The sequence below is a fragment of the Bradyrhizobium sp. AUGA SZCCT0158 genome, from assembly GCF_018130065.1.
Lineage (GTDB): Bacteria > Pseudomonadota > Alphaproteobacteria > Rhizobiales > Xanthobacteraceae > Bradyrhizobium.
On the sequence record NZ_JAFCME010000035.1, the window covers coordinates 1 to 26270 of the forward strand.

General features: G+C 64.6%; 26 protein-coding genes. 12 read left to right on the forward strand and 14 right to left on the reverse strand.

Features of this window, described 5'->3' with window-relative positions:
• Positions 1 to 298 precede the first annotated feature (298 nt).
• Positions 299 to 1804, reverse strand: a complete 1506-nt coding sequence (locus tag JQ574_RS31125) for a HAMP domain-containing sensor histidine kinase (RefSeq protein WP_212209660.1) — start codon at positions 1802 to 1804, stop codon at positions 299 to 301.
• A 200-nt stretch (positions 1805 to 2004) separates the two neighbouring features.
• Here JQ574_RS31125 and JQ574_RS31130 point away from each other — a divergent pair, with 200 nt between their 5' ends.
• Positions 2005 to 2679 (forward strand): HAD hydrolase-like protein, encoded by a 675-nt coding sequence (locus JQ574_RS31130; protein ID WP_212384151.1) that lies wholly within the window; start codon positions 2005 to 2007, stop codon positions 2677 to 2679.
• Between the two features lie 18 nt (positions 2680 to 2697).
• Here JQ574_RS31130 and JQ574_RS31135 read toward each other — a convergent pair whose 3' ends face one another.
• Positions 2698 to 3549 carry an amidohydrolase gene (locus tag JQ574_RS31135; protein WP_212209659.1) on the reverse strand — a complete coding sequence of 284 codons (852 nt, stop codon included), beginning with the start codon at positions 3547 to 3549 and terminating at the stop codon, positions 2698 to 2700.
• Positions 3550 to 3648: 99 nt separating this feature from the next.
• Complete coding sequence (purD, locus tag JQ574_RS31140) at positions 3649 to 4923, reverse strand: phosphoribosylamine--glycine ligase (RefSeq protein WP_212209658.1); 1275 nt, start codon at positions 4921 to 4923, stop codon at positions 3649 to 3651.
• A 256-nt stretch (positions 4924 to 5179) separates the two neighbouring features.
• Here purD and xseA point away from each other — a divergent pair, with 256 nt between their 5' ends.
• A complete protein-coding gene (gene xseA, locus JQ574_RS31145) occupies positions 5180 to 6802 on the forward strand; it encodes an exodeoxyribonuclease VII large subunit (RefSeq protein WP_212209657.1) in 1623 nt (540 codons plus the stop codon).
• Positions 6803 to 6880: 78 nt separating this feature from the next.
• On the opposite strand, the gene JQ574_RS31150 is transcribed toward xseA, so the two are convergent.
• Positions 6881 to 7723 (reverse strand): dienelactone hydrolase family protein, encoded by an 843-nt coding sequence (locus JQ574_RS31150; RefSeq protein ID WP_212209656.1) that lies wholly within the window; start codon positions 7721 to 7723, stop codon positions 6881 to 6883.
• Between the two features lie 223 nt (positions 7724 to 7946).
• Here JQ574_RS31150 and JQ574_RS31155 point away from each other — a divergent pair, with 223 nt between their 5' ends.
• Positions 7947 to 8174, forward strand: coding sequence for a DUF2093 domain-containing protein (locus JQ574_RS31155; RefSeq protein WP_212209655.1), 228 nt, complete (start codon positions 7947 to 7949; stop codon positions 8172 to 8174).
• 115 nt (positions 8175 to 8289) lie between these two features.
• Here the strand turns inward: JQ574_RS31155 and lpxK are convergent, their stop codons facing one another.
• From lpxK to JQ574_RS31185, 6 genes are all read right to left on the reverse strand, one after another.
• Complete coding sequence (gene lpxK, locus JQ574_RS31160) at positions 8290 to 9324, reverse strand: tetraacyldisaccharide 4'-kinase (protein ID WP_212209654.1); 1035 nt, start codon at positions 9322 to 9324, stop codon at positions 8290 to 8292.
• Complete coding sequence (locus JQ574_RS31165; protein ID WP_212209653.1) at positions 9317 to 10657, reverse strand: 3-deoxy-D-manno-octulosonic acid transferase; 1341 nt, start codon at positions 10655 to 10657, stop codon at positions 9317 to 9319. The genes lpxK and JQ574_RS31165 overlap by 8 nt, the downstream gene beginning before the upstream one ends.
• On the reverse strand, positions 10620 to 11333 hold the full coding sequence (locus JQ574_RS31170; protein WP_212209652.1) for a lysophospholipid acyltransferase family protein: 714 nt from the start codon (positions 11331 to 11333) through the stop codon (positions 10620 to 10622). Before JQ574_RS31170 ends, JQ574_RS31165 begins: the two co-directional genes overlap by 38 nt.
• Positions 11330 to 11602, reverse strand: a complete 273-nt coding sequence (locus JQ574_RS31175; protein WP_211993617.1) for a DUF4170 domain-containing protein — start codon at positions 11600 to 11602, stop codon at positions 11330 to 11332. Before JQ574_RS31175 ends, JQ574_RS31170 begins: the two co-directional genes overlap by 4 nt.
• 95 nt (positions 11603 to 11697) lie before the next feature.
• Positions 11698 to 12507 carry a 3'(2'),5'-bisphosphate nucleotidase CysQ gene (locus tag JQ574_RS31180; RefSeq protein WP_212209651.1) on the reverse strand — a complete coding sequence of 270 codons (810 nt, stop codon included), beginning with the start codon at positions 12505 to 12507 and terminating at the stop codon, positions 11698 to 11700.
• Positions 12494 to 13900 (reverse strand): TldD/PmbA family protein, encoded by a 1407-nt coding sequence (locus tag JQ574_RS31185; RefSeq protein WP_212209650.1) that lies wholly within the window; start codon positions 13898 to 13900, stop codon positions 12494 to 12496. Before JQ574_RS31185 ends, JQ574_RS31180 begins: the two co-directional genes overlap by 14 nt.
• 268 nt (positions 13901 to 14168) lie before the next feature.
• Here JQ574_RS31185 and JQ574_RS31190 point away from each other — a divergent pair, with 268 nt between their 5' ends.
• Complete coding sequence (locus JQ574_RS31190) at positions 14169 to 14693, forward strand: DUF6101 family protein (RefSeq protein ID WP_212209649.1); 525 nt, start codon at positions 14169 to 14171, stop codon at positions 14691 to 14693.
• Between the two features lie 94 nt (positions 14694 to 14787).
• Here JQ574_RS31190 and ubiA read toward each other — a convergent pair whose 3' ends face one another.
• Together ubiA and JQ574_RS31200 are read right to left on the reverse strand one after the other, a co-directional pair.
• Entirely contained in the window at positions 14788 to 15714 is a 927-nt protein-coding gene (gene ubiA / locus JQ574_RS31195; protein ID WP_212209648.1) for a 4-hydroxybenzoate octaprenyltransferase, read from the reverse strand.
• A gap of 10 nt (positions 15715 to 15724) precedes the next feature.
• Positions 15725 to 16405, reverse strand: a complete 681-nt coding sequence (locus JQ574_RS31200; RefSeq protein ID WP_212209647.1) for a hypothetical protein — start codon at positions 16403 to 16405, stop codon at positions 15725 to 15727.
• A gap of 205 nt (positions 16406 to 16610) precedes the next feature.
• Here JQ574_RS31200 and JQ574_RS31205 point away from each other — a divergent pair, with 205 nt between their 5' ends.
• From JQ574_RS31205 to JQ574_RS31230, 6 genes are all read left to right on the forward strand, one after another.
• The gene (locus JQ574_RS31205; RefSeq protein WP_212209646.1) at positions 16611 to 17363 is read left to right on the forward strand and encodes a 16S rRNA (uracil(1498)-N(3))-methyltransferase; all 753 of its coding nucleotides are present in this window, start codon (positions 16611 to 16613) and stop codon (positions 17361 to 17363) included.
• A 147-nt stretch (positions 17364 to 17510) separates the two neighbouring features.
• Positions 17511 to 18683 carry an ATP phosphoribosyltransferase regulatory subunit gene (locus tag JQ574_RS31210; RefSeq protein WP_212209645.1) on the forward strand — a complete coding sequence of 391 codons (1173 nt, stop codon included), beginning with the start codon at positions 17511 to 17513 and terminating at the stop codon, positions 18681 to 18683.
• Positions 18680 to 19657 carry an ATP phosphoribosyltransferase gene (gene hisG, locus JQ574_RS31215; RefSeq protein ID WP_212209644.1) on the forward strand — a complete coding sequence of 326 codons (978 nt, stop codon included), beginning with the start codon at positions 18680 to 18682 and terminating at the stop codon, positions 19655 to 19657. The genes JQ574_RS31210 and hisG overlap by 4 nt, the downstream gene beginning before the upstream one ends.
• A gap of 180 nt (positions 19658 to 19837) precedes the next feature.
• Positions 19838 to 20884, forward strand: coding sequence for a glycosyltransferase family 2 protein (locus JQ574_RS31220; protein ID WP_212209643.1), 1047 nt, complete (start codon positions 19838 to 19840; stop codon positions 20882 to 20884).
• Positions 20881 to 21726 (forward strand): ChbG/HpnK family deacetylase, encoded by an 846-nt coding sequence (locus tag JQ574_RS31225; protein WP_212209642.1) that lies wholly within the window; start codon positions 20881 to 20883, stop codon positions 21724 to 21726. Before JQ574_RS31220 ends, JQ574_RS31225 begins: the two co-directional genes overlap by 4 nt.
• 130 nt (positions 21727 to 21856) lie before the next feature.
• Positions 21857 to 22699, forward strand: coding sequence for a DUF2076 domain-containing protein (locus tag JQ574_RS31230; protein ID WP_212209641.1), 843 nt, complete (start codon positions 21857 to 21859; stop codon positions 22697 to 22699).
• A 255-nt stretch (positions 22700 to 22954) separates the two neighbouring features.
• Here the strand turns inward: JQ574_RS31230 and JQ574_RS31235 are convergent, their stop codons facing one another.
• The gene (locus JQ574_RS31235) at positions 22955 to 23779 is read right to left on the reverse strand and encodes a L,D-transpeptidase (RefSeq protein ID WP_212209640.1); all 825 of its coding nucleotides are present in this window, start codon (positions 23777 to 23779) and stop codon (positions 22955 to 22957) included.
• A 309-nt stretch (positions 23780 to 24088) separates the two neighbouring features.
• Here JQ574_RS31235 and JQ574_RS31240 point away from each other — a divergent pair, with 309 nt between their 5' ends.
• Complete coding sequence (locus JQ574_RS31240) at positions 24089 to 24874, forward strand: protein phosphatase CheZ (protein ID WP_212209639.1); 786 nt, start codon at positions 24089 to 24091, stop codon at positions 24872 to 24874.
• 109 nt (positions 24875 to 24983) lie between these two features.
• On the opposite strand, the gene JQ574_RS31245 is transcribed toward JQ574_RS31240, so the two are convergent.
• Positions 24984 to 25499: a hypothetical protein gene (locus JQ574_RS31245; RefSeq protein WP_212209638.1), complete on the reverse strand. Its 516-nt coding sequence runs from the start codon at positions 25497 to 25499 to the stop codon at positions 24984 to 24986.
• A 359-nt stretch (positions 25500 to 25858) separates the two neighbouring features.
• Between JQ574_RS31245 and groES the strand changes: the two genes are divergently transcribed.
• Positions 25859 to 26155 (forward strand): co-chaperone GroES, encoded by a 297-nt coding sequence (groES, locus tag JQ574_RS31250; RefSeq protein ID WP_192738881.1) that lies wholly within the window; start codon positions 25859 to 25861, stop codon positions 26153 to 26155.
• The last annotated feature ends 115 nt before the right edge of the window (positions 26156 to 26270 follow it).

The window sequence follows — 26270 nt, forward strand, 5'->3', positions numbered from 1 at the left end:
CTCTTGTCGGGCGGGACGCGACGATTCAAACCGCTGATTTGCCCGACGAGGGAAGTGGAATTTTGCCCGTCGGGTTACTTTGTCGCAGTCAATCGTCGTCGCGAGCGCAGCGACGTCGTCCCGGCCTTGAGCCGGGACCCATACGCCGCGGCCCTCATTGTTTGCAGAAGGTGTCCAAGACCTGCGCTCTCACCGATGGGCCGCGGCGTATGGGTCCCGGATCGCGCTTCGCTTGTCCGGGACGACGTGGATGGGTCATTGCAAACACCGCTTCGCGATCTCGCCGCGTCGACGCACACTATTCCGTCACCGACTCCCGCGGCGCTTCGCGCGGCATGATGATCTGGATTTTCGTGCCCATGCCGGGTCTGGTTTCCAGATGGATCCGGCCGCCCAGACGATTGGTCACGATGTTATGCACGATGTGCAATCCGAGGCCGGTGTTGCCCTGGTCGCGCCGGGTGGTGAAAAACGGGTCGAACACCTGGCGCTTGACCTCCGGGCTCATGCCGCAGCCGTCGTCTGAAAACAGCACCTCGACATTGCCCTTGCCCGAAGCCTGCGCCGCAATATGGACCGATCCCCCGCCGCCGTCCGGAAAGGCATGCGCCGCGGAGTTGAGAACCAGATTGGTGAGCACCTGGCCGTAAGGTCCGGGATAGCTATTCATGACAAGATCGGGTTCGCATTCGACGGCGACCGTCAGGTTTTGACCTCGCAGCCCGAACCGCAATCCCCCGACGACCTGCTCGGTCACCTCGCCGAGATCGAAGCGCCTGCGGTCCGAAACGTTGCGATCGGCTGCAACCTGCTTGAACGACTGGATCAGTTCGACCGCGTTGCCAAGATTGAACATGATCTGCGACGCCGCCTCGCGGCTGGCCGCAATGAACTCCGAGAGCGTCGAGCGGCGCACGTCACCCTTGGCGACATCGGCTTCAAACCGCTTGGTCTTGTTGATCAATGCCGAGGCCACGGTGAGGCTGGTGCCGACGGGGGTGTTGATCTCGTGCGCAACGCCCGCCACCAGCCGTCCCAGCGCGGCCAGTTTCTCGGTCTGTACCAGACTGCCCTGCGCGGCGCGCAAATCGTCAAGCGATTGCGACAGCTGCCTGGTGCGTTCCTGCACTTCCGTGAACAGCCGCGTGTTCTCGATGGCGATGACCGCCTGGCCGGCAAAGGTCTTCAGGAGCTCGACCTGCGCCTTGGGGAATAATTGCGGCTCCAGGCGCATCACCGCGATGGCGCCGATCGCGACCTCGTCGCGCAGCATCGGCACGATCAGGATGCTGCGATAGCCCGATGTCTTCTGCAGTTCGCTGTAGCCGCCGGAGACCAGCACATCCGGCTCATGCACGACGCGGCGCTCGCGGATCGCGACCGAGATCAGGTTCTTGCTGGTGAGCGGAGCCGGGTAGGCTTTGCGCACCGCCGCCACCGATGCCGGAGAGAACTGATCGTGCGCGACCAGGTGGACGTGGTCCCCGTCCCGGCGGTAGACGGCGCTCAGCACGCTCTGGCAGAGCCGCGCTGCGTTCCTGACGATCCGGTCGAATACCGGCGCAAGATCGGTCGGCGCGTCGGCGATGAGGCTCAGGACCTCGGATGTCGCGGCCTGGCGCTCTCTGGCTTGCAGAAGTTCGAGGGCGAGTCGTTCGACTTCGGTTTGCGCTGGATTTTCGGCGTCCGTTTTCGCTGACCTGGAAGCGCGCGCCACCTTTGGCGCAATGATCCGCTTTCGCGGCTTCGCCGTACGGCTTTGCGGCTTTTTCGATCCGCCGCCTGCTGCAGAACGTGGTGTCATTGCCTGCCCCGGGCTTCAGAATAAGCCATCGGATCGGCTTAGGCTAGTAACGGGAAACGGGGGGACGGTGGCTGCGCCGGATGAGACCTCACCGCGACATGGCCGGACTTGCCGCTGCATTGCCTTGCCGCGAATGAGCCGACGCAGCAACGAAATCAAGCGAACTTGTACAGGTTTGCTTTGGCCGCTAGCTTTGTATCATGACGTGCTCCGTTCTTCTGGACCTCGACGGCACCTTGATCGATTCGTATCCCGGCATTTCGGCAAGCTGTCTGGCGGCGCTGCGCGCCCTTGGACATGAACCGGATGAAACCCCCGACATAAAACGCATCATCGGGCCGCCACTCGAAGAGATCATGCAAACCCTGCTGCAGTCATACGGAGACGACCGGGTCGGTGAAGCAGTCACGGCCTATCGTCAGTACTACGGTGAAAGCGGGTTTCTCGGCAGCGTGCCCTATCCGGGAATTGGCAACTGCCTTGCAGAGATGAAGCGATGCGGATTGCGGGTCTATCTCGCGACCTCGAAGCGGGAGATCTTCGCGAGCCGCATTCTGGAGCATCTGGGGTTTGCCAGCTACTTCGATGGCATCCATGGCTCCGTGCCGAGCGGCGAGCTGGATCACAAGCCCGAGCTGCTCGCCCATATCCTGTCCAGGCACGGTCTTGCGCCGTCTCGCAGCCTGATGGTCGGGGATCGCCGGCATGATGTTTCCGGCGCCCACGCGGCCGGGATGCGCGGTCTTGGCGTGCTCTGGGGTTATGGCACGAGGGACGAACTTGAGACGGCGGGCGCAGACCAACTGGTGAATTCTCCCGCCGATCTCGCCGGTACGGTTCTTTCGATGGTCAATGGGAAGCAATCCCCGGGCTAGGGCCGCTGTTGAAATGCGCTAACCCTTCTTCGGCGACCAGCGATAGGCCTTGGCGCAGGCACCGCCCATCAGCATCGCCCGCTCGGTCTCGCTGAGGCGATCCGTCTTGAGGAAGGGCGTGACGGCCTGCTCGTAATTGACGACGGCGAAGGCGCGGGTCCAGTCGGTGCCCCACAGGCAACGATCGAAACCCCAGGCGTCGAACACGCGGGCCAGCGGGTCCCAGATGTCAGGAAACGGATACGGCTCCTTGGACAGCGTGCAGGCGCCGCTGACCTTGATCACCACGTTCTTGCGTTTGGCGAGCGCCAGCACCTTGGGCAGTTCGGCCCAAGGGGACCAGGGCTGCGCGGGCGCCGGCGGCGTGCGCGGCTGAAGGATGCCGAGATGGTCGAGGATGAAGCGCGTGTCGGGATGACGATCGACCAGCGCCGTGCCGGCGTCGAGATTATCCCAGCACAGCAGGTTGACCGGAAAATCATGTTGAACGGCCGCGCGTGCGATGCGGTCGATGCCGGGATGACCGGGCTCGCGCTTGTTCTCCTTGGTCAGCATGATCCGGATGCCGACCGCGCCCGGCGTCTTCTTCCAGTCGGCGACGACGTCGGCGACGTTGGGATCATCGGGGTCGACCGGCTTGACGATGGCGAGCCGGGTGGGATGGGCGCGCGCCACTTCCACGGCATAGCTGGCGTCGTAGCGGTACATCGAGAAGGCGGAGATGAAGATCGCGCCGTCGACGCCGACCTTGTCCATCGCCGCCACCATCTCGTCGCCGGTGACGTGATCGGGCCAGTTCGGCACCGTGGCCCAGGGCCGCTTCGGCGTGTTGGCCTCATAGGCATGGACCTGGGAATCGATAATCGCCATCGGGACGCTCCTCCGTTTTGAGGCGATTTTGGACATCGCAACATCTGCGTGTCCAGAGGGCCAAAGCGCGGAGATGCGTTGCGCGGATTGCAGGCGGCGTCAGCGCTCCCGCGCCACCGCCTGCCAGCCGATGTCGCGGCGGCAAAAACCTTCCGGCCAGTTGATGCGATCGACGGCCGCATAGGCGCGCTGCTGCGCCTCGGTCACCGTCTTGCCCATGGCGCAGACGTTCAGCACGCGGCCGCCGCTGGCGAGAATTTTTCCGTCTTTCTCGATCGTCCCGGCGTGGAAGATTTCGACGCCCTCGACTTTTGCTGCGTCGTCGAGACCTGAGATCACCGAGCCCTTGCCATAGCTGCCGGGATAACCTTTCGTCGCCATGATCACGGTCAGCGCCGCATCGTCGAACCAGCGCAGGCTGAAATTCTTCAATTGCCCGTCGGCGCTGGCGATCAGCGCCGGCAAGATATCGGACATCATCCGCAACATCAGCACCTGGGTTTCCGGATCGCCGAACCGGGCGTTGTATTCGACGAGTTTCGGGCCGTCCTTGGTCACCATCACGCCGGCAAACAGCACGCCCTTGTAGGGCGATCCCATCGCCTTCATCGCACGCAGCGTCGGATGGATCATCTCCTCCATGACGCGGGCGCACATCGCGTCCGTCATGACCGGCGCCGGCGAATAGGCGCCCATGCCGCCGGTGTTCGGGCCCTGGTCGCCGTCGAAGGCGCGCTTGTGGTCCTGCGCGGTCGCCAGCGGCAGCGCGTGTTCGCCGTCGCACAGCGCAAAGAACGAGGCCTCCTCGCCCACCATGAATTCCTCGACCACGACCTCGGCGCCTGCGTCGCCGAACCCGCCGCCGAACATCATGTCGACGGCGTCAAGCGCTTCGGCCTCGCTCATCGCCACGACGACGCCCTTGCCGGCGGCCAGACCATCGGCCTTGATCACAATCGGCGCGCCCTGCTTGCGGATATAGGCTTTTGCCTTCGCGGCCTCGGTGAAATGCTCATAGGCCGCGGTCGGAATGTTGTTGGCGCGGCAGAGATTCTTGGTGAAGGTTTTCGAACTCTCGAGCCGGCCCGCGGCCTGGGTGGGCCCGAACGCCTTGAAGCCGGCGGCGTTGAGATCGTCGACGATCCCGGCGGCGATCGGCGCGTCGGGGCCGACCACGACGAAATCCACCTTGTGCGCCTTGCAGAAATCGATCACGGCCGGATGGTCGGTGATGTCGAGCGCGACGCATTCGGCATCCTTGGCGATGCCGGCATTGCCCGGCGCGCACCAGAGCTTCGTCAGCAGCGGAGATGCGGCGATCTTCCATGCCAGGGCATGTTCGCGGCCGCCGGAACCGAGCAGGAGGATGTTCATGACTGGAGCCAGTTGTGGGAACGACAAGTCGAGCAGGTCGCACAAAACCTTCACGGACGGCAAGAGCAGCCTCCAGCAGGATGGCACTTGTCCGGAGCCAAGATGACTTTTCCGCCCGCAATCCGGTTTTCCGCCGACGGACAAATCATCACTACTATATTACCTGAAACATCACACAATTGGGCGGAGATTGGCGGGGATAAGCAAAAGTCCCTACCTTGCGTAGGAGCCCCAAAAGCCTGATTCGATTGACGAGATGCCTGCCACCGAACCACTGCTCAACGCGCCCGAATTCACCGTCTCGGAACTCTCCTCCGCCCTGAAGCGGACGGTGGAGGACGCCTATGGCCATGTCCGGGTGCGCGGCGAAATTTCGGGCTTCCGCGGGCCGCATTCCTCCGGCCACTGCTATTTCGCGCTGAAGGACGAGAGCGCCAAGATCGAGGCTGTGATCTGGAAGGGCGTGCATTCCCGAATGCGGTTCAAGCCGCAGGAAGGGCTCGAGGTGATCGCGACCGGCAAGCTCACCACCTATCCGGGCTCGTCGAAATACCAGATCGTCATCGAAGCCATCGAGCCCGCCGGCATCGGCGCGCTGATGGCGCTGGTGGAAGAGCGCAAGAAGAAACTCGGCGCCGAGGGCCTGTTCGACGAAGCGCGCAAGCAATTGCTGCCGTGGCTGCCGGAAGTGATCGGCATCGTGACCTCACCGACCGGCGCCGTGATCCGCGACATCCTGCACCGCCTCGAAGACCGCTTTCCGCGCCGCGTGCTGGTGTGGCCGGTGAAGGTCCAGGGCGAAGGCTCCGCCGAACAGGTTGCCGCCGCGATCCGCGGTTTCAACGCGCTGCCCGAGGGTGGCAAAATTCCGCGGCCGGATCTGCTGATCGTCGCGCGCGGCGGCGGCTCATTGGAGGATTTGTGGTCGTTCAACGAGGAGATCGTGGTTCGCGCCGCGGCCGAGAGCATGATCCCGCTGATCTCCGCGGTCGGGCACGAGACCGACATCACGCTGATCGATTTTGCCGCCGACAAGCGCGCGCCGACGCCGACGGCGGCCGCCGAAATGGCCGTGCCGGTGCGCAGCGAATTGCTGGTCGAGGTCGCCGGCCTGGCGCGCCGCACCATGGTGTGCTGGCTGCGCGGCCAGGAAAGTCGGCGCAATGAATTGCGCGCCGCGGCCCGCGCGCTGCCTGCGGCCAGCGAACTATTGGCGATCCCGCGGCAGCGGCTCGACAGCGCGGGCAGCGCCCTGCCCCGCGGCTTGAAAGCCAACACCAACGCGCATCACCGCCGCTTCTCGCAGCTCAGCGCCGGCTTGACACTGAAGGTGCTGCGCGGACAGGTCGCGCACGCCAGGCAGCGCCTGATCGTATCCGGCGAGCGCATCACGCTTTCCGCGCGCGCGCTGCTGCGAAGCCGGCGCGATCGCTTTGCCGGGCTTGAAGTCAGGCTGAAAGCCTCGAAACTTTCCAACGCGCAAGCGCAGCGCAACGCGATCGCGCGCGACCGCGAACGCACGCAACGCCTCGCCGAGCGCGCGCGCCGCGCGCTGCTGACCGCGATGACGCGGCTCAACGCCCGCGTCGCCCATAGCGGCCAGTTGCTGTCGGCGCTGTCCTATCGTGGCGTGCTGGCGCGCGGGTTTGCCCTGGTGCGCGACGAACACGGCCACGCCGTGCATGCCGCAGCGACCATCGGCCCGGGCGCACCTCTGTCGATCGAATTCGCCGATGGCCGCGTCGCGGCGACGGCGGATGCGGACCGGCCGGCGGCGACGTCAGCGCCGACCAGCCAGCCGACCCTTGCCCGGCGGGAAACCAAGACGCTTGCGCCCAAGCGGGTGGTCAAGCCGGTCGATCAGGGCAGTTTGTTTTAGGCGAGCGATGCGCCTTCCTTACCTCTCCCCGCAAGAGCGGGGCGAGGGAGCAGAGACACCGCGCTACGTCGCTCTCGCTCACCTTGCCAGCCATTCCGCCACGCGCTTTTGCGAGTCCGAGCGCGCCGCCGCATCGGTGCCGATGTGGCCGCGCTCCGGCTGGCCGGCGTCGCCGCTGCTGAGCGCGCGGAGCGGCAGATTGGCGCGGTCGAAATCGTGCGGCGCGCCGGGATAGATTTCGATCCGCGCCAGCGCGCTGCGGCCGCGGGCACCGTCAACCATCTGGCGGCAGGCCGATGGCGAACTGACATCGTCCTTGGCGCCGATCAACAGCAGCGTCGGCATCCGCGCGCTCCAGCCGAGGCCGGCGGAGATCCGGCAGTCCGGATAGAAGGCGACCGCCGAGCGGAAATCCGGCCCGTCGTGGCGCCAGGCTTGCGGACGCACCGCCCACAACAGCGCGCTGGCCCCGTTCGCCCATCCCATCAGGCTGACGCGATCCTGCGCGACCCAGGCCTGCTGCGCCAGCCATCGCCGCGTCGCCACGATATCGGCCACCCGCTCGCGGCGCGCCAGCACCCGGCGCTCCTTGTCGCGGCATTGCGGGCCGAGTTCGCGCGAACCGTAGCTGTCCGGCAGCACCACCGCATGTCCCGCCTTCAATAGTTGTTCGACCCAGTCGCGGTAGCGCGGCAGCACCGGCTCGGAATGTCCACTCAGGCCGCCGCAGCCATGCAGCGCGATCACGGTGGGAAACGGCCCGTCACCGTCAGGCCTGTAGAGCTGGGCGTGCAAGTTGAGTTTTGGCGCGGGGATATCGACCTGTTTGGGGGCCGGCAGTGGCGCGCCCGAAGCGGCGCGCGGCACGGCTGCGCAGGCCGCGGCGAACAGCGTCAGGAATAGCAGTGTCGCTGGGCGCATCTGATTTCGCCGGGTCAAACTGGCGCTCGGGGCAAAGCGAACATAATCAGGAGGTTATCACGCGCGATCGGCGAAAATTCATCACAATCAGGTGGTTTTCTTGCAGGTGGTTTCTTGCGGGTGGGTTTCGGGAGCGGACAGCCCAGCCTATCTGTGATAGATCGGATTTGGAAAATACACTTTAGTCGGCCTGTGAAATGGCCGACCTGTCGGAGAGTTTGCGGTGCTGAATAAATTCGGTCCCTCGGGACATGGCGAAGCGCAGGTGCAATATCTGGATGGCGATTTCCGCGTGGTCTCGCCGGGAACCTATGTGCGCTGCGCGATATCGGATGTGCGGATCCCGCTCGACGAGTTGAAATACTGGAGCGTCGATCTGCAGGAAGCCTATTCGGTGCCATCAGCCGTGCTGCAGCGGCATTTTCCCGGCGCGCTGAAGACGCAGGGGTGAATTATTTGTCGTCCCGGGCTTGACCCGGGACCCATAACCACAGCTCTTCGTGGTTATGTCAGGCTGGAACTCCAGCCCGCTTCAACAACTGACGACGGTGGTTATGGGTCCCGGGTCAAGCCCGGGACGACGACGCAAATTTCTTCTCGCGCGCCTTGAAGAGTTGATCGGTCACGAACCTCTTCAGCTTCGCGCCGTCCTCAAACTCCAGCGTCACCGCGAACGGCACGATCGCTTTCGCCCAATCCGGCAATCCGCCGCCGACTCTCAGCCGCGCCAGATCCTTTTCCGTCGTCACCAGCGTCAGCGCGTCGCGGCCGGCCTCGGCGATCAGGCTGTCGATCTCGGCCCTGGAGAACGCGTGGTGATCGGCGAAGGCGTGCTGCCGGACCACTTCAAAGCCGGTTGCCGTCAGCGTGCCAAAAAATCTTGCGGGATCGCCGATGCCGGCGAAGGCCAGCACGCGCTTGCCGCGCAGCGAAGCCACCGAATCCTGGTTCGGCACAAGGCGCGCGCGCAGCACCGGCTTGTCCTGCGCGGCGATATCGGCCGCAACGCGGTCGGCCGCCGTACCGTTGCCGACGATGATGAGCGCATCGGTGCGCGCCAGTTGCGGCTTTAGCGGCGCGCGCAACGGGCCTGCGGGAAACACCTGCCCGTTGCCGAGGCCGCGGCCGGCGTCGATCACGATCAGCGAGGCATCCTTGGCGACCGAGGGATTCTGAAAACCGTCATCCATCAGGATCACGGACGCCGCCAGCGAACGCGCCAGCGGAACGCCGTCGGCGCGTTGCCGAGCGACCACCACCGGCAGCGTCGCCGCCAGCATCAGCGGTTCGTCGCCGACATCGGCGGCGGCATGCCGCTCCGGATCGACCCGCACCGGCCCGCGCAATTTTCCGCCATAGCCGCGGCTCAGCACGACGGGCGTTTCGCCGAGCTCGCGGAGCAGCTTCGCCAGTGCCAGCACCGTCGGCGTCTTGCCGGCGCCGCCGACGTGATAATTGCCAACACAAATGACGGGGACGCCGGCATCTAGCCCCCCGCGCTGCATCCGTCTCGCGGCGATGGCGCCGTAGAGGGCAGCGAGCGGGCTCAACAGGTTGGATTGAAGAGAAGGCGGGCCGTGCCAGAAGCGCGGCTCACGCATTCGCGGCTCCCATTTCGAGCCGCAGCTGCAACAGATACGGCTCCAGCGCGATCATCGTGCGATCCAGCGCGCCGCCGAGCCGTTCGACCACACGCTCGGCAGCTTTGAGCGATACTTCGCGCGCCCTGGGATCGGCGAGCAGCTGACCGAGTTGCTTGACCAGGGCCTCCTGGGTGTCAGCCTTTCGCGCGCCGCCGGCCTGATCGAGCGCCTCATAGACGTCGCCGAAATTGAAGACGTGCGGGCCATGGACGATCGAGGCGCCGAGCTTGACCGCCTCGATCGGATTTTGTCCGCCATGTTCGACCAGCGATCCGCCCATGAACACGATCGGCGACAACCGGTAGAACAACCCGAGCTCGCCCATGGTGTCGGCGACATAGATGTCGGTCGCAGCGGTCGGCAATTCCTCGCGCGAACGCAGCGACGCGTGCAGGCCGGACGCCTCGACCATGCGCGCGATCGCCTCGCCGCGATCGGGATGCCGCGGCACGATCACGGTGAGCAGGTTCGGAAAGTATCCGGCGAGGGTCTTGTGCGCCTCCGCCAGCATCTCGTCCTCGCCGGGATGGGTGGAGGCGGCGATGACGACCGGACGGCCGCGCGTCATCGCCATCAGCCGCTCCAGCTTGGCTTGATCCGCCGGTGGTGCGGGAACGTCGAGCTTCAGATTGCCTGTGGTCACGACGTTGGGACAACCAAGTGTCGAAAACCTGTCGGCATCGGTTTCCGACTGCGCGAGGCACAGTTCGAACCGGCCGAGCAGCGCCGAGATGGTGCCGGAGACACGCCGCCAGCGCGGAAACGAGCGAGGCGACATGCGGCCGTTGATCAGCACCATCGGCACGCGCCGCGCCGCGCTCGACAGGATCAAATTCGGCCACAGATCGGACTCGATGAACAGCGCCAGCGACGGACGCCAATGGTCGAGAAACCGCGCGACATAGCGCGGCGAGTCGTAGGGGACATATTGATGGATAACGTCGGGCGGAAACCGCTTGGCGACGACCGCTGCCGAGGTCACCGTGCCCGAGGTGAGGAGGATGCGCAGGTTCAGCGCCCGCAGCTGCTCGACCAGCGCTACCGAGGCCAGCACCTCGCCGACGCTGGCGCCGTGAATCCACACCAGCGGCCCGACCGGGCGAACATCGGCGCTCACGCCGCGGCGCTCACTGACGCGCGCCGGATCTTCCTTGCCGAGCTTCAGCCGCCGGTTGATGAACGCAGGCGCCAGCGGCACCATCGCGGACGACAGACTCCGGTAGACGCGCAACGTCATCGGCAGCGGCAGCGAATTAACCAAGGGCGGCCTCCGGACGACCGACAGCCGCATAGGCGCGGCGGGTCGCTTCGTTCAGATAAGTCTCTACCTGTTGGCGCAGCTTTTCCATGGTCTCTGCGTCGGCGTCCGGCGGCACGAAAACCGCATCAATGCCTACCACGGCACCCCTGCCGAATGGCAAATTGATGGTGGAAGAGTCCCAATTTTTCAACCGGATGAACCGGCTGGTCACCATTGCAAACGGGAGTATCGGCCGCCCGGACTCCCGCGCCAGCATGATGAGGCCGAGGCCGACCACCCGCGCCCGCTTCGGCACGTCGGCGGTGGTCGCGACATTCCATCCCTGCTCCAGCGCCTGCACCATCTCCCGGAACGCGCCGACGCCACCCTTGCGGTGGAAGGCGCCGCCATGGTCGCCGGAACCTCTGATGGTTCCGATGCCGAGCCGCTCGGCCGCAATGGCGTTGAACTCGCCGTCGCGATGCCGCGAGATCAGGACCTTGGCGCGATGGCTCTCCTTGGTCTTGATGAACGGCGTGATGAAATGCTGGCCGTGCCAGAACGCCAGGATCGCCGGCATCACCGGCTCGACCTTGTCATAGACGTCAGCCGGTTCGTAGCTGAACTTGTTGGTCAGCCAGACCAGCCGCAGATATTCGGCCGCAAGCACACCGAGCGCACGCTGAAGCCAGCTGCTGCGCAGCAAATCGCGAAGGAATCGTTTCAACGGGCAGGCTTCGCGTCTTGTTTGGTATCCTGCTTGGTGTCTTGCCCCGGATCGAGCAGCCGGTGGAGGTGGACCACGAAATAGCGCATATGGGCGTTGTCCACGGTCTGTTGCGCCTTCGCCTTCCAGGCCGCATGGGCGGTGGCGTAATTCGGGTACACGCCGACGATATCGACCTGGTCGAGATCCTTGAAGGTGATGTGTTCGAGATCGGTCAACTCGCCGCCGATGACGAGATGAAGCAGTTGCGGCGGGGCACTATCTGGCATGATGATTTTTCCTAACGAGGTGCCCGGCAAGCAAGGTTGTTGAGGCGTATCGCATGATGAGTGGCGTGACGAACCGTGACGCAGGTCCGGCGTGTTCAGGGCAGCGGTCGGATTCGAAAATGCTCGACAATGCGTGCATGCCGATCACGTCCCGCAGCCACCAGCACCCCGTGCGTCACCTCCCGGCGATTATACTCAATCGTGTCCCCCGAGAGCGCCGTCATCCTACCATCGGCTTCGTGCACGATCAAATTCGCCGCCGCAAGGTCCCAATCGCGGCTCTGCCCGCCCGCAAAAGCGGCGTCCAGGCCGCCGTCCGCCACCCGACACAGCCGAAGCGCCAGTGAACCGATTCGCGGAAACAGCGTGATCTCATCGGATGACGGGCTCAGCCGCTGCACCAGCGGCTTGGGGCCGGCCATGCGGGAAAAATCCAGATCCGTGCCTGCGGTCGCCAGCACGCGCTTGCCGTTGCGCGTGGCGCCCTGCCCGCGCACCGCGAAGAAGAATTCGTCGGTCGCGGGTGCGAACACCGCCGCCAGCAGCGGCGTGGCATCGGCCACCAGCGCGATGCTCACGCACCAGTCTTCGCGGCCGGCCAGATAGGCGCGGGTGCCATCGATGGGATCGACGATCCAGACCAGCTTCTTGCCGAGGCGCGTGTCGTCGTCGACGCTTTCCTCCGACAGCCAGCCATAATCAGGCGTTGCCGCGCGAAGGCGGCTTTCGACGAGATCGTTGACGGCGATGTCGGCTTCCGACACCGGCGACGAGGCGCCCTTGGTCCAGTTCTTCAATTCAGTGCGAAACAACGACAGCGCCAGCGCCCCCGCCTCACGCACCGTCTCCGTCAGCAGCGCGGCGTCGCGCGCCTTTGTCGTTTCAAGCGTATCAGCGTCCGCCAAGCGTCAAACCCTCGATGCGCACGGTCGGCGCATTGACGCCATAGCGGAATTCCAGATCGTTGGCCGCAGTCAGCGATTGGAAGATCGCCAGCAAATGGCCCGCGATCGTGACTTCGCTGACGGGATAGGTGATCTCGCCGTTCTCGATCCAGAAGCCGGACGCGCCGCGGCTGTAATCGCCGGTGACGCCGTTGACGCCGGAGCCGATCAAATCGGTGACGTAGAAGCCCTGCTTGATGTCAGAGATCAACTCGGCCGGCGTCGGCTCGCCCGCCTCCATGTGCAGATTGTACGATCCCGGCGACGGCGACGACGACACGCCGCGATGCGCATGGCCGGTCGTGACCAGTCCAAGTTCGCGCGCGGTCGCGGTGTCCAGCAGCCACGAGGTCAGCACGCCCTCGTCGATGATCGCGAGCTTCTTCACCGTGACGCCTTCGGCATCGAAGGTCTGCGAACGCAATCCGCGCACCCGCAGCGGATCGTCGATGATGCGGATGTTTTTGGCGAACAGTTGCTCGCCCATGCGGTCTTTCAGGAAACTGGTCTTGCGCGCGATCGAGGCGCCGTTGACGGCGCCGACGAGATGGCCGACCAGCGATCCCGACACCCGCGGATCGAACACGACCGGCACCTTGCAGGTCTCGACCTTGCGCGGATTGGCGCGCGCCACCGTGCGCTCGCCCGCCTTGCGGCCGACGCTTTCGGGCGCGGCAAGATCGGAGGCATGCGGCGCCGACGTGTAATCGTAGTCGCGCTCCATGCCGGTGCCTTCGCCTGAAATCGCGGTCATCGAGATGCCCTGGCTCGATCGCAAATACGAGCCGTGGAACCCGGTCGAAGTCACCAGCACCATGCCGCCGATGCCGCTCGATGCCGACGCGCCGCCGGATCGCGTCACGCCCTTGACCGCAAGCGCCGCGGCCTCCGCTTCTACGGCGCGGCGTTCGAGTTCGGAAGTCGAGGGAACCGTGCGATCGAGCAGGTCGAGATCGGCAAACTCGCGTGCCAGGAGTGAAGGATCGGCGAGGCCGACATATTTGTCGTCGGGTGCGACCTTCGCCATCGCGACCGCGCGCTCGGCCAGTTTCGAAATGCCATCGCCGCTGATGTCGTTGGTCGAGACCACCGCCTGGCGCTGGCCGACCAGCACGCGCAATCCGACATCGTCGCCTTCCGAGCGCTCGGATTCCTCGACGCGGCCATCGCGCACTTCGACGCCTTGGCTGACGCCGCGCACCGCGACTGCATCCGCAGCGTCAGCGCCGGCGCGCCTGGCGGCTTCGACCAGTTGCTGCGCCAGTGTCGAGAGCGCCGACTGGTCGAACAGGTCGGAGGTCGCGGAAGATGAAGGCTTGGATGGTGAAGAGTTCACAAACAAAATCCCTGACATTGAAGCGAGTTGGGACACAAATCAGCCGACCCATCAGATGTGCCTGATTCACGGGGATTTCAAGCATTTTGACGCCTCAAAAGCCAATCATTTTCGGCTTCAAAGCAAGGACTCGTCAATCATGCGCGCCAAGCTCTTGTCAATCATGCGGGCAGAAGCAGCGCCGGTGACCTCGGGTTAACCAGCCTTTTTAAGCCAAAACGGAAACCGCTCGGCTAAGGTCTCACACATCGACCGGGAACATAATTCCGGCGGGGAGACGAAAGCCGTGAGGCGTCAAACAGCAACAAGCGGGATCAATCCCGCCGGGTCGGGCCGCGCATTGCGGCTCGACCCTCTTTCCCTTCCGCTCCGCTTCGATGCGCAGGACACCCGCGCCGACGGCGGCGTGCGGCAGATAGAACTTCACCGCGAACGCGTCGTGCTGCGCCGTGCCGTCAAGGGCATGCAGATGGCCGTCAACGTTCGCGTCAGCGATTTCCTTGGCGTGGCTTTGCGCGGTCTCGACGACGCGCAGATGCTGGTGCTGGTGCATCGCGACCCCTCGCTGAACATTCCGCTTGGCGTCAGCTCTGATGCCGAGGAGCTTTCTTCCGCCTGGCAGATGTGGAGCGATATCTTCGCGCTTCCGCTATTGCCGGAGGACAAGCGCCGCGATCCGGCCCAGCGCCGCCGCCGCCACAACGCCATCCGTGCCCGCCGCCCGAAATTTCTGGTGCGCCGGCGTGCCGGAGACCTGCTCAACCCGGCCAACATCCATCAGGGCGAACGCGAGATCATCGCAAGGGATTGAGATTTTTTTGTAGGATGGGTTAGCCGAAGGCGTAACCCACCGCTGTGCGGAAGATCAAGATGGTGGGTTACGCTTCGCTAACCCACCCTACACTTCAGCGCATCACCGCATCCAGCAGCAATCCCGCAAACAGCAGCAGCCCCGCATCGCGGTTGGATTTGAAGATGCGCAGGCACAGCGCGGGATCGCTGATGTCGAGCCGCCGGATTTGCCAGACCAGATGAACAGCAAATGCGACCAGCCCGATCCATGCCGGCCATCGCGCCCCGCCCAGCACCAACGCGACGCCGATCAGAACCACCGCCAGCGTATAGAACACGACCAGCGCCCGATGCGTCGCCGCGCCGAACAGACGCGCGGTGGATTTGACGCCGATCAGCGCGTCGTCCTCGGCGTCCTGATGCGCGTAGATGGTGTCGTAGCCGATCACCCAGGCGATCGAGCCGGCATAGAGCACGAGCGCGGTCAGATCGATCCGTCCGAGCGTGACCGCAAATCCCATCAAGGCGCCCCATGAGAAGGCAAGGCCGAGCACGACCTGCGGCCACCAGGTGATGCGCTTCATGAAGGGATAGACCGCGACGATGATCAGCGACGCGATGCCGGTCATGATCGCGAAGCGGTTGAACTGCAGCAACACGGCGAGCCCGATCAGCGCCTGCAGCACCAGCCACGCCAGTGCCTGCGGCACGCTCACCTGTCCGGCCGGAATCGGGCGCGACCGCGTGCGCTCGACCTTGCCGTCGAGATCGCGATCGGTGATGTCGTTCCAGGTGCACCCCGCCCCGCGCATCACGAAGGCGCCAATGAAGAACAGCACGATGACGAGCCACAATTGACTGGCGTCGCGCGCGATGCCGGCGGCCAGCGCCGCCGACCACCAGCACGGCATCAGCAACAGCCAGGAGCCGATCGGCCGGTCGAAACGGGAAAGCCGCAGATAGGGCCGCGACCAGGACGGCGCGCGCGTATCGACCCAGTTGCCGGTGGCGTCGGCAACGCGGGCCGTAGCGTCGCTCATCGGAAGGCGGTCATCGGGTGAGAACGTTGCCGTTCAGCGTATCGAACGTGCTGCCGCCCTTCCGCACGGTTTGCGCCTCGGGCAGCGCCGCCGACGAGCCGAGCGCTTCGCTCAGGCTTGGAGCTGCCGCTCGCTGCGCCTGTGCTCCCTGCTGGGCGACCGTGCAGACCTGCTTTTGCATTTTTTCGGTGTTCTTGTGGCTGTTCTTGAGCTGCTCGGCGATCTGCGGCGGAATTCCGCATTTCGCGGAATTGGTCTCGACATATTTGATCATCTTGACTTCGGCCACACTGTAGCTGCCGATCAGCTTGCAGGCCTCGTCCGGCGACGCCTTGCGATCGCTCGCGGCCTTGATCATCTTGCCGCGCTTCTCGGCCTCCTCGCGCAACGGGACGAACGCCTTCATGCAGGCATCTTGCGCGCCGCCGGCTTGTGGCGGCGGCGCCGCTCCGCGGTCGAATACCGAACCGCCCCCGACAGGGGCGGCTCCGGCCGACGGGAACGGTGAAGGACCACCCACCGATGCCGCAGGCGCCGCGCCGTTCACCGGCGGAAACGGCGATGCGTTGCTGGCCGCGGCGGGTGCGGCCTGTCCGGGCAGCGGCGCCGGAAATGGGGTCTGCGCAAAGGCCTGCCCCGCGAGAACGGTCACGGCAATCGTCAGCGGCACAATGAGACGGCGGATTTTCAAAGGTGTTTCTCCGGCAAAGGTCCAGCAGGGCCCGGGCGACTTCCGATCGAAGCACAATTCCGACGGGGCTTTTTACGATTCCTGCCGGCCCTTAACAACCCGTGGATTTAGGCGGCAGCGCGGCGCTGGGCCGCACCGAATCATTAAATTGTCCCCGGATTCTAGCCCTTTAGGCTAAAACCGGCGCGAAACGGAACAATCACAGATGCCTGAACTCGATTTTCGTGCCCCTCGCCTGTTCGTCGATGCCCCCTTGAGCCCGGGCGAAAGGGTCACGCTGGAGCGCAACCAGAGCAATTATCTCGGCAATGTGCTGCGGCTTTCCGCCGGCGAATCGATCCTGGTGTTCAACGGCCGCGACGGCGAATGGCAGGCGCAGATTATCGGGCGCAAGCGGGCCGACAGCCTTGAGATCCTCATCCAGAACCGGCCGCAGGACCACCTGCCCGACATCGCCTACGTCTTTGCCCCGTTAAAGCATGCCCGGCTCGACTACATGGTGCAGAAGGCGGTCGAGATGGGCGCCTCAAAGCTGCAGCCGGTGTTGACGCGTTTCACCCAGGTCTCGCGGGTCAATGGCGAGCGGATGCGCGCCAATGTCATCGAGGCCGCCGAGCAATGCGGCATCCTGAGTCTCGCCGATGTTGCCGAGCCGATGCCGCTCGATCGCTTTCTGAGCCAGCGCCAGCCGGAGCGCCTCCTGGTTTTCTGCGACGAGGCCGCGGAAACCACCTCGCCGCTGCAGGCGCTGCAAAACGGGTTAACGGCGGCTGGCGGCATCGACATCCTGATCGGTCCCGAAGGCGGATTTGCCGAGGAAGAGCGCACGCTGCTGCTGCGCCAGCCGCGAACCCTGCGGCTTTCCCTTGGCCCCCGAATTTTGCGCGCCGATACGGCCGGCGTCGCGGCGCTGGCGCTGGTGCAGGCCGCGCTCGGCGACTGGGCCGGGCCGGGTTAGCCAGCCGAGGCCGTTAAGCCTCATTGAACCCCGCGTTAAGCGACGACACCAATCTCTGTCGAAACCCTGCCCCGGCCATGCTAAGGCCTCCGCCACCAAACGCTCAATACCTCTAGGAACCCGTTTTTCGGGATATTTGGACGCGAAATGACCGTAACCGCCGCCATCGATGGTGCCGCCGGGTCCGCCACCTGGGTGGACGCGCTGCTTTTGTCGTTTGCGCAGGCCGGCTACGCCCAGGCTGAACCGGCGATTCTGCAGCCGGCCGAGCCGTTCCTCGACCTCTCCGGCGAGGACATCCGCAAGAGCCTCTATCTGACCACCGACGCCAGCGGCGAGGAGCTTTGCCTTCGTCCCGATCTCACCATTCCGGTGGCGCGGGACTATCTGGCCTCGGGGCGTGCCGGCCAGCCCGCGGGCTTCAGCTATCTTGGGCCGGTGTTCCGTTATCGCGACGGCCAGCCGAGCCAGTTCCTGCAGGCCGGCATCGAATCCTTCGGCCGGCAGGATCGCGCCGCGGCGGATGCGGAAATGCTGGCGCTGGCGCTGGAGGCGACTTCGGCGTTCGGCCTGAGCGATGTCGAAATCCGCACCGGCGACGTCGCGCTGTTCACCGCGCTGATCGATGCGCTCGAACTTTATCCGGTCTGGAAGCGGCGGCTGATCAAGGATTTCAACCGCAAGGTCAGCCTCGCCCAGGACATCGAGCAGCTGACACTGGCGACCGCCCCCGGCCGCAATGAATATGAAGGCGTGCTGGCAGCCCTTGCCGGCTCCGACCGCAAGGCCGCGCTGGCGCTGGTCACCGACCTGATGTCGATCGCCGGCACCACCAATGTCGGCGGCCGCACGGTTGCCGAAATCGCCGACCGCTTCCTCGAACAATCGACGCTCAAGAGCGGCGCGCTGCCGCGCGACGCGCTCGCGACCATCAAGCGCTTTCTTGCCATCGCGGGCGATCCCGATGACGCGGTGGCGCAATTGCGCGCGCTGGCCGAGGACACCAGGCTCAATTTGACGGCGGCGATCGATCAGCTCGAAAGCCGCGTCGGCTTCATGGCCGCGCGCGGCATCGACACCAGCCTGACGCGTTTTTCGACGTCGTTCGGACGCGGCCTTGACTATTACACCGGCTTCGAGTTCGAACTGCACGCCAAAGGTCGCGTCAAGGACAACGGCGTCGAGCCGCTGGTGGCGGGCGGGCGCTATGACGGGCTGATGACCCAGTTGGGCTCGGCCGCGCCGATCCCGGCGGTGGGCTTCTCGGTCTGGATCGAAGCCCTGACGCAACTCCGCAAACCGGTCGGGAACGCATCATGACCGCGCCCTTCGTTCTCGCCGTTCCCTCCAAGGGCCGCCTGCAGGAAGAAGCCCAGGCGTTCTTTTCGCGCGCCGGCCTCAGCCTCGCCAAGCCGCGCGGCGCGCGCGATTATCGCGGCACGATCTCCGGGCTCGACAATGTCGAGATCGCCTATCTCTCGGCGAGCGAGATTGCCTCGCAGCTCGCCCGCGGCATGGTGCATCTTGGCGTGACCGGCGAAGATCTCCTGCGCGAAAGCATCGTGGACGCCGACAAGCGCGTGCTGTTGATCGACAATCTCGGCTTCGGCAGCGCCAATGTCGTGGTCGCGGTACCGCAGGCCTGGATCGACGTCCGCACCATGGCCGATCTCGACGACGTCACGACGGGTTTCCGCGCGCAGCATAACCGGCGCATGCGGGTCGCGACCAAATACATCAACCTGACCCGGAACTTCTTTGCCACCCACGGCGTGGTCGACTACCGCATCGTCGAGAGCGCCGGCGCCACCGAAGGCGCGCCCGCGGTCGGCACCGCCGAGATGATCGTCGATATCACGACAACAGGGGCTACCCTCGTCGCCAACGGCCTCAAGGTGCTTGACGACGGCGTGATCCTGCGCAGCCAGGCCAATCTCGTCGCCTCAAAGGATGCCGACTGGTCGAGCGGGGCGCGCGAGACCGCGCGCGTCATCCTCGATCACATTGCCGCACGCGCGCGCGCCGCCAAATATCGCGAAGTCCGTACCCGCTTTGCCGGTTGCAACGACAGGCTGCTGACCGAGGCGCATAACCGCTTCGGTGTCGTCGCCCCGTTCGGCGGACCGACCTCGTCGGGCATGCTGACACTGCACTGCCCGCCGTCGAAGCTCTACGCGCTCGGCAGCTTCCTGCGCGAGCACGGCGCCGATACGGTTTCGGTGGCTTCCCTCGAATATGTGCTCGACCGGGAAAACCCGCTGTTCGCCCGGCTCGAGGCGTTTCTGCGACAATAAGGCGGCTGTGTTTCCAAAGCGGCTCTTGTTTTCGTTCATCGTAGCGACAGCTAGTGGCAAGTAACATATGCTGTTGGGAGCATGATCCGGAAAAAGCCTGCCCCGCACTTGATGCGGGGTGGGCACCGGTTTTCCGAAGAGGTCATGCTCAAAACATATGGATGATTTGGAACCTGATCGATGACGCTTGGCTCTGACGTTTCCGGCCTGTCCACCACCGCGGCGAGCGCCGCGGCGCGGGGGCTGTCGATTGTCGTGCCTGTCTATAACGAGGCCGCCGGGCTCGCGTTGCTGCACGAGCGGCTGATCGGCCTCGCCAGGACATTGCGGCAGCGCTACGGCCTCGCCAGCGAAGTGGTCTATGTCGACGACGGCAGCGCCGATACCACGCTCACGATCGCGCGCACCCTGAAGGCCGACGCGCTCGACGTTCAGGTGGTGTCGCTGTCGCGCAATTTCGGCAAGGAAGCCGCCTTGATGGCGGGGCTCGACCATGCGCGGCGCGGCGCGGTGCTGTTCATGGACGGCGACGGCCAGCATCCGCCGACTTTGGTCGAGAAGCTGGTCAGCCACTGGATCGATGACGGCTACGACGTTGTCTATACGGCGAAGGCGCATCGCGACAATGAATCGTTTCTGCGGCGTCTTGCCGTGCACGGCTTCTACGCGCTGATCAATTACGGCGCACGGCAGAAAATCCCCGAGGATGCCGGCGACTTCCGCCTGCTGTCGCCGCGCGCCGCGGCAGCGCTCAAGCAGCTGCCCGAGCGCAATCGCTTCTTCAAGGGTCTGGCGAGCTGGATCGGCTTTCGCCAGATCCGCGTCGATTATGAGCCGGCGCCGCGCGCGCACGGCGTCACCACCTTCAGCGCCGGCCGGCTGGTGGGCCTGTCGATCGAGGGGCTGACCTCGTTCTCGGTAGCGCCGTTGCGCTTTGCCAGCCTGCTCGGCGTGCTGCTCGCCGTGGGCGCCTTTCTGTTCGGCCTGACTATTCTCTGGGAAGTCTTGACCACGGGTAAGCAGGTCCCCGGCTATCCCTCGCTCGTGATCGGCCTGATGACGATCGGCGGCGTGCAGCTGATCATGATCGGTATCGTCGGCGAATATATCGGCAAGATCCTGTCGGAGCTGAAAGCGCGTCCGATCTATTTCGTCGCCGAACACTCCGAGAAGCACGCGGACGAAACGACCACCACAACTGTCAGCGAACGGACCGCCGCGGAATGAACGATGCCGCGCCGCCGCGCCGTATCTGGCTGTGCGCCGATGATTACGGGATCAGCGAGGGCGTCAATCGCGCCATTCGCGAGCTGATCGGCCAGCGCCGCCTCAATGCGACATCGGTGATGGTGGTCGGCCCGGCGATCGGCCGCGGCGAGGTCACGGCGCTGCAGGACGCCGCTGCCGGCAGCCCGCGCTGCGCGATCGGCCTGCATGCGACGCTGACCGCGCCATTCCGGCCGCTGACGATGCACTTCAGACCGACCGATGGCGGCATGTTTCTGCCGCTGCCGGCGATGCTGCGTTCGGGCCTGTTGCGGCGGCTCGATCCCGAGATGATCCATGCCGAATTGATCGATCAGCTGGCCGCGTTCCAGGATCTGTTCGGCCGCCCGCCGGATTTCGTCGACGGCCATCAGCATGCGCAGCTCTTCCCGCAGGTGCGCGATGCGTTTCTGCGCGCGGTGAAGCAGGCCGCGCCCGGCGCCTGGGTTCGCCAGGGCGGGCGCCTGCAGCCGCTGGCCAAACGGCTCGGCGCGCCGAAGGCGCTGCTGCTCGATGCGCTCAGCTCGCGGTTTCGCAAGCTCGCCACCCGTGCCGGTATCCCGTTCAATCCGGCCTTTGCCGGCGCCTATGATTTTTCGAAGACGCCCGATTTCGGCGTCCTGATGGGACAATTCCTGCAGGGCATGCCCGAGGGCGGGCTGGTGATGTGTCATCCGGGCTTCGTCGACGAAACCCTCATCAGCCTCGATCCCCTGACCACACAGCGCGAAAGCGAGCACGCGTTTCTCGCCGGCGCGCAATTGCCGCCGCTGCTGGCAAGGAACAATGTTACACTGGCTTGAGTTTGCTCAATAAACCGGCCGGTCGTTTTGTCGCATACCGAAATTTAATCTGCCCTCCCACTACTTGCGACACAAACCCCGCCCTACATCTGCCCCGCGCTTCGAGGCACCGGGCGCGATGGAGAACGCCATGACACCGCAAGAACGCCAACTGATTGACGATCTTTTCGACCGCCTTGCCAAGCTGGAGAACGCCCCGCGCGATCCCGAAGCCATGTCCGCGATCATGCAGGGCCTGCGTGGTGCGCCCAATGCCGTCTATGCGCTGGTGCAGACAACGCTGGTGCAGGACGAGGCGCTGAAGCGCGCCAACGACCGCATCCAGCAACTGGAAGGCGGGCACGCGGCCGAACAGAATCAATCCGGCGGTTTCCTCGATTCGATGCGTGACACCATCTTCGGGCAGAGCCAGCCGCGCGGCTCGGTGCCTAACGTCCGCTCGCCCGGCATGGGCGGCCGCCCGGTATGGAACAGCGGCGAGGTGATGCAGCAGGCCCAAGGTCCAGGACAGGGACAACCCGGACAATACGGCCAGCCCGGCTACGGTCAGCCGGCCTATGGTCAACCGCAGCAGCAGCAACCGCCGTTCGGTGGCGGCGGCGGCTCGTTCCTCGGAACGGCGGCGGCAGCAGCCGCCGGCGTGGTCGGCGGATCGATGCTGCTCGGCAGCATCCGCTCGATGATGGGCGGCGGCGGCAACCAGCAGGCGGCCTTCGGCGGCGATAGCGGTGGTCATCGCGGCAGCGTCGAAGACCGGCGGCCGGGCGGCAGCGATCAATCCGGCGGCGATTTGGCGCGGGAGGCCGGTGCCAATGACATCGGCTCGTCCGGAAGTTCGCGCACCGGGCTGTTCGACGACAACAACAGTGGTGACAGCTCACGCAGCGGATACTTCGACAACGCGTCGAACGACGACAATTATGACGACATGGATGACGGCTTCGATGGTGACGGCGGCGGCGACGACGATTAAGCCTGAACGACGTCACGTCTGAAAAAGAAAACGGCCGCTCGATCGGGCGGCCGTTTTGATTCCTCTTCCTCGTCGTCCCGGCCTTGAGCCGGGACCCATAACCACCACTGCTCGTGGTAAGCGAAGCTGTGGCAACGGACATACAAAACCAACAGACATCTGTGGTTATGGGTCCCGGCCTTCGCCGGGACGACAGCGATGATTGCAAAACGGCCGCTCGATCGAGCGGCCGTTTTTTTCGAGACCTGGTTTTGCTCAGATCACAACGACCTTGGCGCCGACGCCGACGCGGCCGTAGAGATCGATCACGTCTTCATTGCGCATCCGGATGCAGCCGGACGAGACGTTGGTGCCGATGGTCCAGGGCTCGTTGGAGCCGTGGATGCGGTAGAGCGTCGATCCCAGATACATCGCGCGGGCGCCGAGCGGATTCTGCGGACCGCCTTCCATGTGCCGCGGCAGATCGGGACGCCGCGCCAGCATTTCCGGCGGCGGGGTCCAGGCCGGCCATTCCTTCTTCGCCGAAATCGTCTTGACGCCGGACCAGGTGAAGCCGGGGCGGCCGACGCCGATGCCGTAGCGCAGCGCCTTGCCGTCGCCCTGCACCAGGAACAGGAACTTGTTGGGCGTATCGACGACGATGGTGCCGACACCTTCCTTGCCGTGATAGTCGACAACCTGCTTGTTGTACTTCGGATCGACCGGGCGCTGTGCCGGCTCGAGCGCCTCTTCCTGCTGCTGACGCATCGATTGTTGCGGATCCATCGGCGGCAGGGTGCCGCGCCTTCCGCCATATCCGTACCCCGGCTGCTGCTGGTAATCCGGCTGCTGCTGATAGACCGGCTGCTGCTGATAGCGGCCGCCCTGCACCGGCCCATCGCCGAACAGGAATTCAATGAAGCCGCCGCCCATTTGCGAACGTTCGGCATAGGCGGTGCGTACCGGCGCAGGTTGCGCGGGCCGATTGGCGTAGATCACGGTGGGTTCGGCGAGCGGAGAGGCGTCGATCGCCAACGCAGAATCGGAGAAGCCAAGGCACGACACGCCCGCAAGGAGCGCGAGAGACATTTTTCTGAACATCGACGTACTCTGTACTGTTTCGTCACTGTTAGATCTTGGCGACGCCTGAGCGGCGCCGTTGCACGTGGTCAATAAAGGGTCAAAACCACATCGGTTTGGTAAACAGAAACGGCGTTTGGATTCACCACGTCACAGGTTGCGCGCTGATTTGCCCGGTAGCGTTTATTTTGAGTGAACGCCGCACACGCATGGTTAATCCCTGGTATGCGCTTCGCGCAACACTGCGCCGCGATGTGTTCCCCGCGTGAACCTCACGTTAAATCGCATCTGTCTAAAACAGGTCACGGAGTTAAGGGGTGGGAATACATCATGTCGGTTAGTCGCAAACGTTTTCGTATCGAACAGGCCATTTTGGGCGATGTGCCAATACCGGTGTCCGCGGCTGCCGAAGGCGGCGACATCGGCCCGATGCATCGCGAGATCATGAGCGAGCTGCGCTCGATCCGCGCCCAGATGGCCGCGGGCGGTCAAGGCCGCTCAGTTGTGACTGAATCGGCGGAAGCGTCGGTGGCGCGCGAGGTTGCCGAAGCCCAGGCGCTGCTGGAAACCTATCGTGCCCAGATCGAGCAGTGTGAAAAGCTCAAGGTCGAACTCGACCTCATTCACGACGCCATCAACCGCACCAAGCGCGAAATCGCAACGCTGCACGGCAAGAGCTTTGACGGCGGCGAAATGGCCAAGGTCAATGGCGAGCTCGGCGCCGTCGTCGGCGGAACCGAGCAGGCCACGCAGCAAATTCTCGAAGCCACCGAGGCGATCGACCAGGCGGCGACCGCGCTGTCCAAGAACACTTCGCCGGACCAGCAGAAGCTGCTCAGCGAGGAAATCCAGGAACGCGTCATCGCGATCTTCGAAGCCTGCAATTTCCAGGATCTCACCGGTCAGCGCATCAGCAAGGTGATGACCACGATGAAGTTCATCGAGAACCACATCAACGTCATGATGGACATCTGGGGTGGCGTCGACGCGCTGAAGGCGCACGCGACCCCGATCGTCGACACCCGTGAAGGCGACGCCAAGCTGCTCAACGGTCCGAAGCTCGACGGCGACGTCGGCCATGCCTCGCAGGACGACATCGACGCGCTGTTTGATTAGGAATTCCGGCGCGCCGGGCGACAACGCCTGGCGACGTCACGTCGAGAAAAAAAACGCCGGCGCGGAGCCGGCGTTTTTTATTGCGGATGAGGTTAAGGCTTTTGTGGTCTCACGCGCGCGGCGCGCAGCGGACATAGACCATGTTGCCGTAACGAACCCCGGCATCCTTTTCGACGAAGCGGGTCACCAGCACACGGCCGTCGAACGAGACGATCTCGCGATCCTGCTCGCCCGGGGTCGCTCCCGCCGGGCCGATATAATTCTTGCCGCTCGGAGAGCCCTTGAGGCGCAGTTCCTGCGGGGTCGCCTGGTCGGCCAGATGCATGACCACGCCCCCGGAGGTGCCGGCGGTGATCACATAAGGCTGCCTGCACTGATCGCGGGCCATCTTTTCGGTGCGGGCCCGGTCGTTCGGATTCTGATACGAGGCGAGACCCCAGCGGCCGACGATCTCGTCGGAGCGGATCGTCGCCGGCATCTCGGGCGCCACGCCCGGCTCGGGCGGAGGCGCGGAACTTGATGACAGCGACGGCAGGCTCATGCTGCTGCACGCCCCCAGGATTATCGTGAGCGCCGAGGCGATCGCCAGATTGGCAACCACGCGCGCAGTACCGGACCCGATCATCGCATTCCCCCAAACAAGTTTTTTGGCCGCACCCGTCCTGCAGCCAACCGTAAAACACGTGCCGGAGCAATGACGTCCATCAAATTACGCCGCCGCTCCGATTTGGTTTCTCAGGGAGCATCCTATATTGGCCTCACCAAGGCCTTAACCTTTTTTGAGCCATACCCCCTTGCTTGACAGGATCGGCGCCAAGCCATATTCCCCGGACCACACATTAGCACTCAAATGCGACGATTGCTAAGGCAAGAATTGCTCGGGGAGTTTGGCCGTCCCGCCCGGGACGGTGTCGAATACCCGGCATTAGCAGCCATTTTGATGGCAATCAGACCTGAAACCAAGCCTTCCACAGAGGAAACCTCATGGCCAAATCCAAATTCCGCCCGCTGCATGACCGCGTCGTGGTCAAGCGTATCGACGCCGAAGAGAAGACCAAGGGCGGCATCATCATTCCCGACAGCGCCAAGGAAAAGCCCTCGCAGGGCGAAATCACGGCCGTCGGCCCGGGCGGCCGGGACGAAGCCGGCAAGCTGATCCCGATCGACCTCAAGGTCGGCGACCGCGTGCTGTTCGGCAAATGGTCGGGCACCGAGGTCAAGCTCGACGGTGAGGAACTCCTCATCATGAAGGAATCCGACATCATGGGCGTGCTGGTTTAAGCACCGCCTAACTGCCGCCGCACCCTCATTCGTCGGCGCATCCCTTCTCCCCTTGTGGGAGAAGGTGGCGCGCAAAGCGCGCCGGATGAGGGGTCTCCATCCGCGGAGACAGACC

Excerpts from the sequence above, each read along its gene's own strand:
- JQ574_RS31185 (WP_212209650.1), bottom strand. The coding sequence starts at position 13,900 with ATGTCAGGGATTTTGTTTGTGAACTCTTCACCATCCAAGCCTTCATCT.
- ubiA (WP_212209648.1), bottom strand. The coding sequence starts at position 15,714 with ATGAGCGACGCTACGGCCCGCGTTGCCGACGCCACCGGCAACTGGGTC.
- JQ574_RS31225 (WP_212209642.1), top strand. The coding sequence starts at position 20,881 with ATGAACGATGCCGCGCCGCCGCGCCGTATCTGGCTGTGCGCCGATGAT.
- JQ574_RS31205 (WP_212209646.1), top strand. The coding sequence starts at position 16,611 with ATGCCTGAACTCGATTTTCGTGCCCCTCGCCTGTTCGTCGATGCCCCC.
- JQ574_RS31150 (WP_212209656.1), bottom strand. The coding sequence starts at position 7,723 with ATGCGCCCAGCGACACTGCTATTCCTGACGCTGTTCGCCGCGGCCTGC.
- JQ574_RS31175 (WP_211993617.1), bottom strand. The coding sequence starts at position 11,602 with ATGCCAGATAGTGCCCCGCCGCAACTGCTTCATCTCGTCATCGGCGGC.
- xseA (WP_212209657.1), top strand. The coding sequence starts at position 5,180 with ATGCCTGCCACCGAACCACTGCTCAACGCGCCCGAATTCACCGTCTCG.
- JQ574_RS31135 (WP_212209659.1), bottom strand. The coding sequence starts at position 3,549 with ATGGCGATTATCGATTCCCAGGTCCATGCCTATGAGGCCAACACGCCG.
- hisG (WP_212209644.1), top strand. The coding sequence starts at position 18,680 with ATGACCGCGCCCTTCGTTCTCGCCGTTCCCTCCAAGGGCCGCCTGCAG.
- JQ574_RS31230 (WP_212209641.1), top strand. The coding sequence starts at position 21,857 with ATGACACCGCAAGAACGCCAACTGATTGACGATCTTTTCGACCGCCTT.
- JQ574_RS31245 (WP_212209638.1), bottom strand. The coding sequence starts at position 25,499 with ATGATCGGGTCCGGTACTGCGCGCGTGGTTGCCAATCTGGCGATCGCC.
- JQ574_RS31165 (WP_212209653.1), bottom strand. The coding sequence starts at position 10,657 with ATGCGGCTGTCGGTCGTCCGGAGGCCGCCCTTGGTTAATTCGCTGCCG.
- groES (WP_192738881.1), top strand. The coding sequence starts at position 25,859 with ATGGCCAAATCCAAATTCCGCCCGCTGCATGACCGCGTCGTGGTCAAG.
- JQ574_RS31130 (WP_212384151.1), top strand. The coding sequence starts at position 2,005 with ATGACGTGCTCCGTTCTTCTGGACCTCGACGGCACCTTGATCGATTCG.
- purD (WP_212209658.1), bottom strand. The coding sequence starts at position 4,923 with ATGAACATCCTCCTGCTCGGTTCCGGCGGCCGCGAACATGCCCTGGCA.
- JQ574_RS31240 (WP_212209639.1), top strand. The coding sequence starts at position 24,089 with ATGTCGGTTAGTCGCAAACGTTTTCGTATCGAACAGGCCATTTTGGGC.
- JQ574_RS31210 (WP_212209645.1), top strand. The coding sequence starts at position 17,511 with ATGACCGTAACCGCCGCCATCGATGGTGCCGCCGGGTCCGCCACCTGG.
- JQ574_RS31220 (WP_212209643.1), top strand. The coding sequence starts at position 19,838 with ATGACGCTTGGCTCTGACGTTTCCGGCCTGTCCACCACCGCGGCGAGC.
- lpxK (WP_212209654.1), bottom strand. The coding sequence starts at position 9,324 with ATGCGTGAGCCGCGCTTCTGGCACGGCCCGCCTTCTCTTCAATCCAAC.
- JQ574_RS31235 (WP_212209640.1), bottom strand. The coding sequence starts at position 23,779 with ATGTTCAGAAAAATGTCTCTCGCGCTCCTTGCGGGCGTGTCGTGCCTT.
- JQ574_RS31125 (WP_212209660.1), bottom strand. The coding sequence starts at position 1,804 with ATGACACCACGTTCTGCAGCAGGCGGCGGATCGAAAAAGCCGCAAAGC.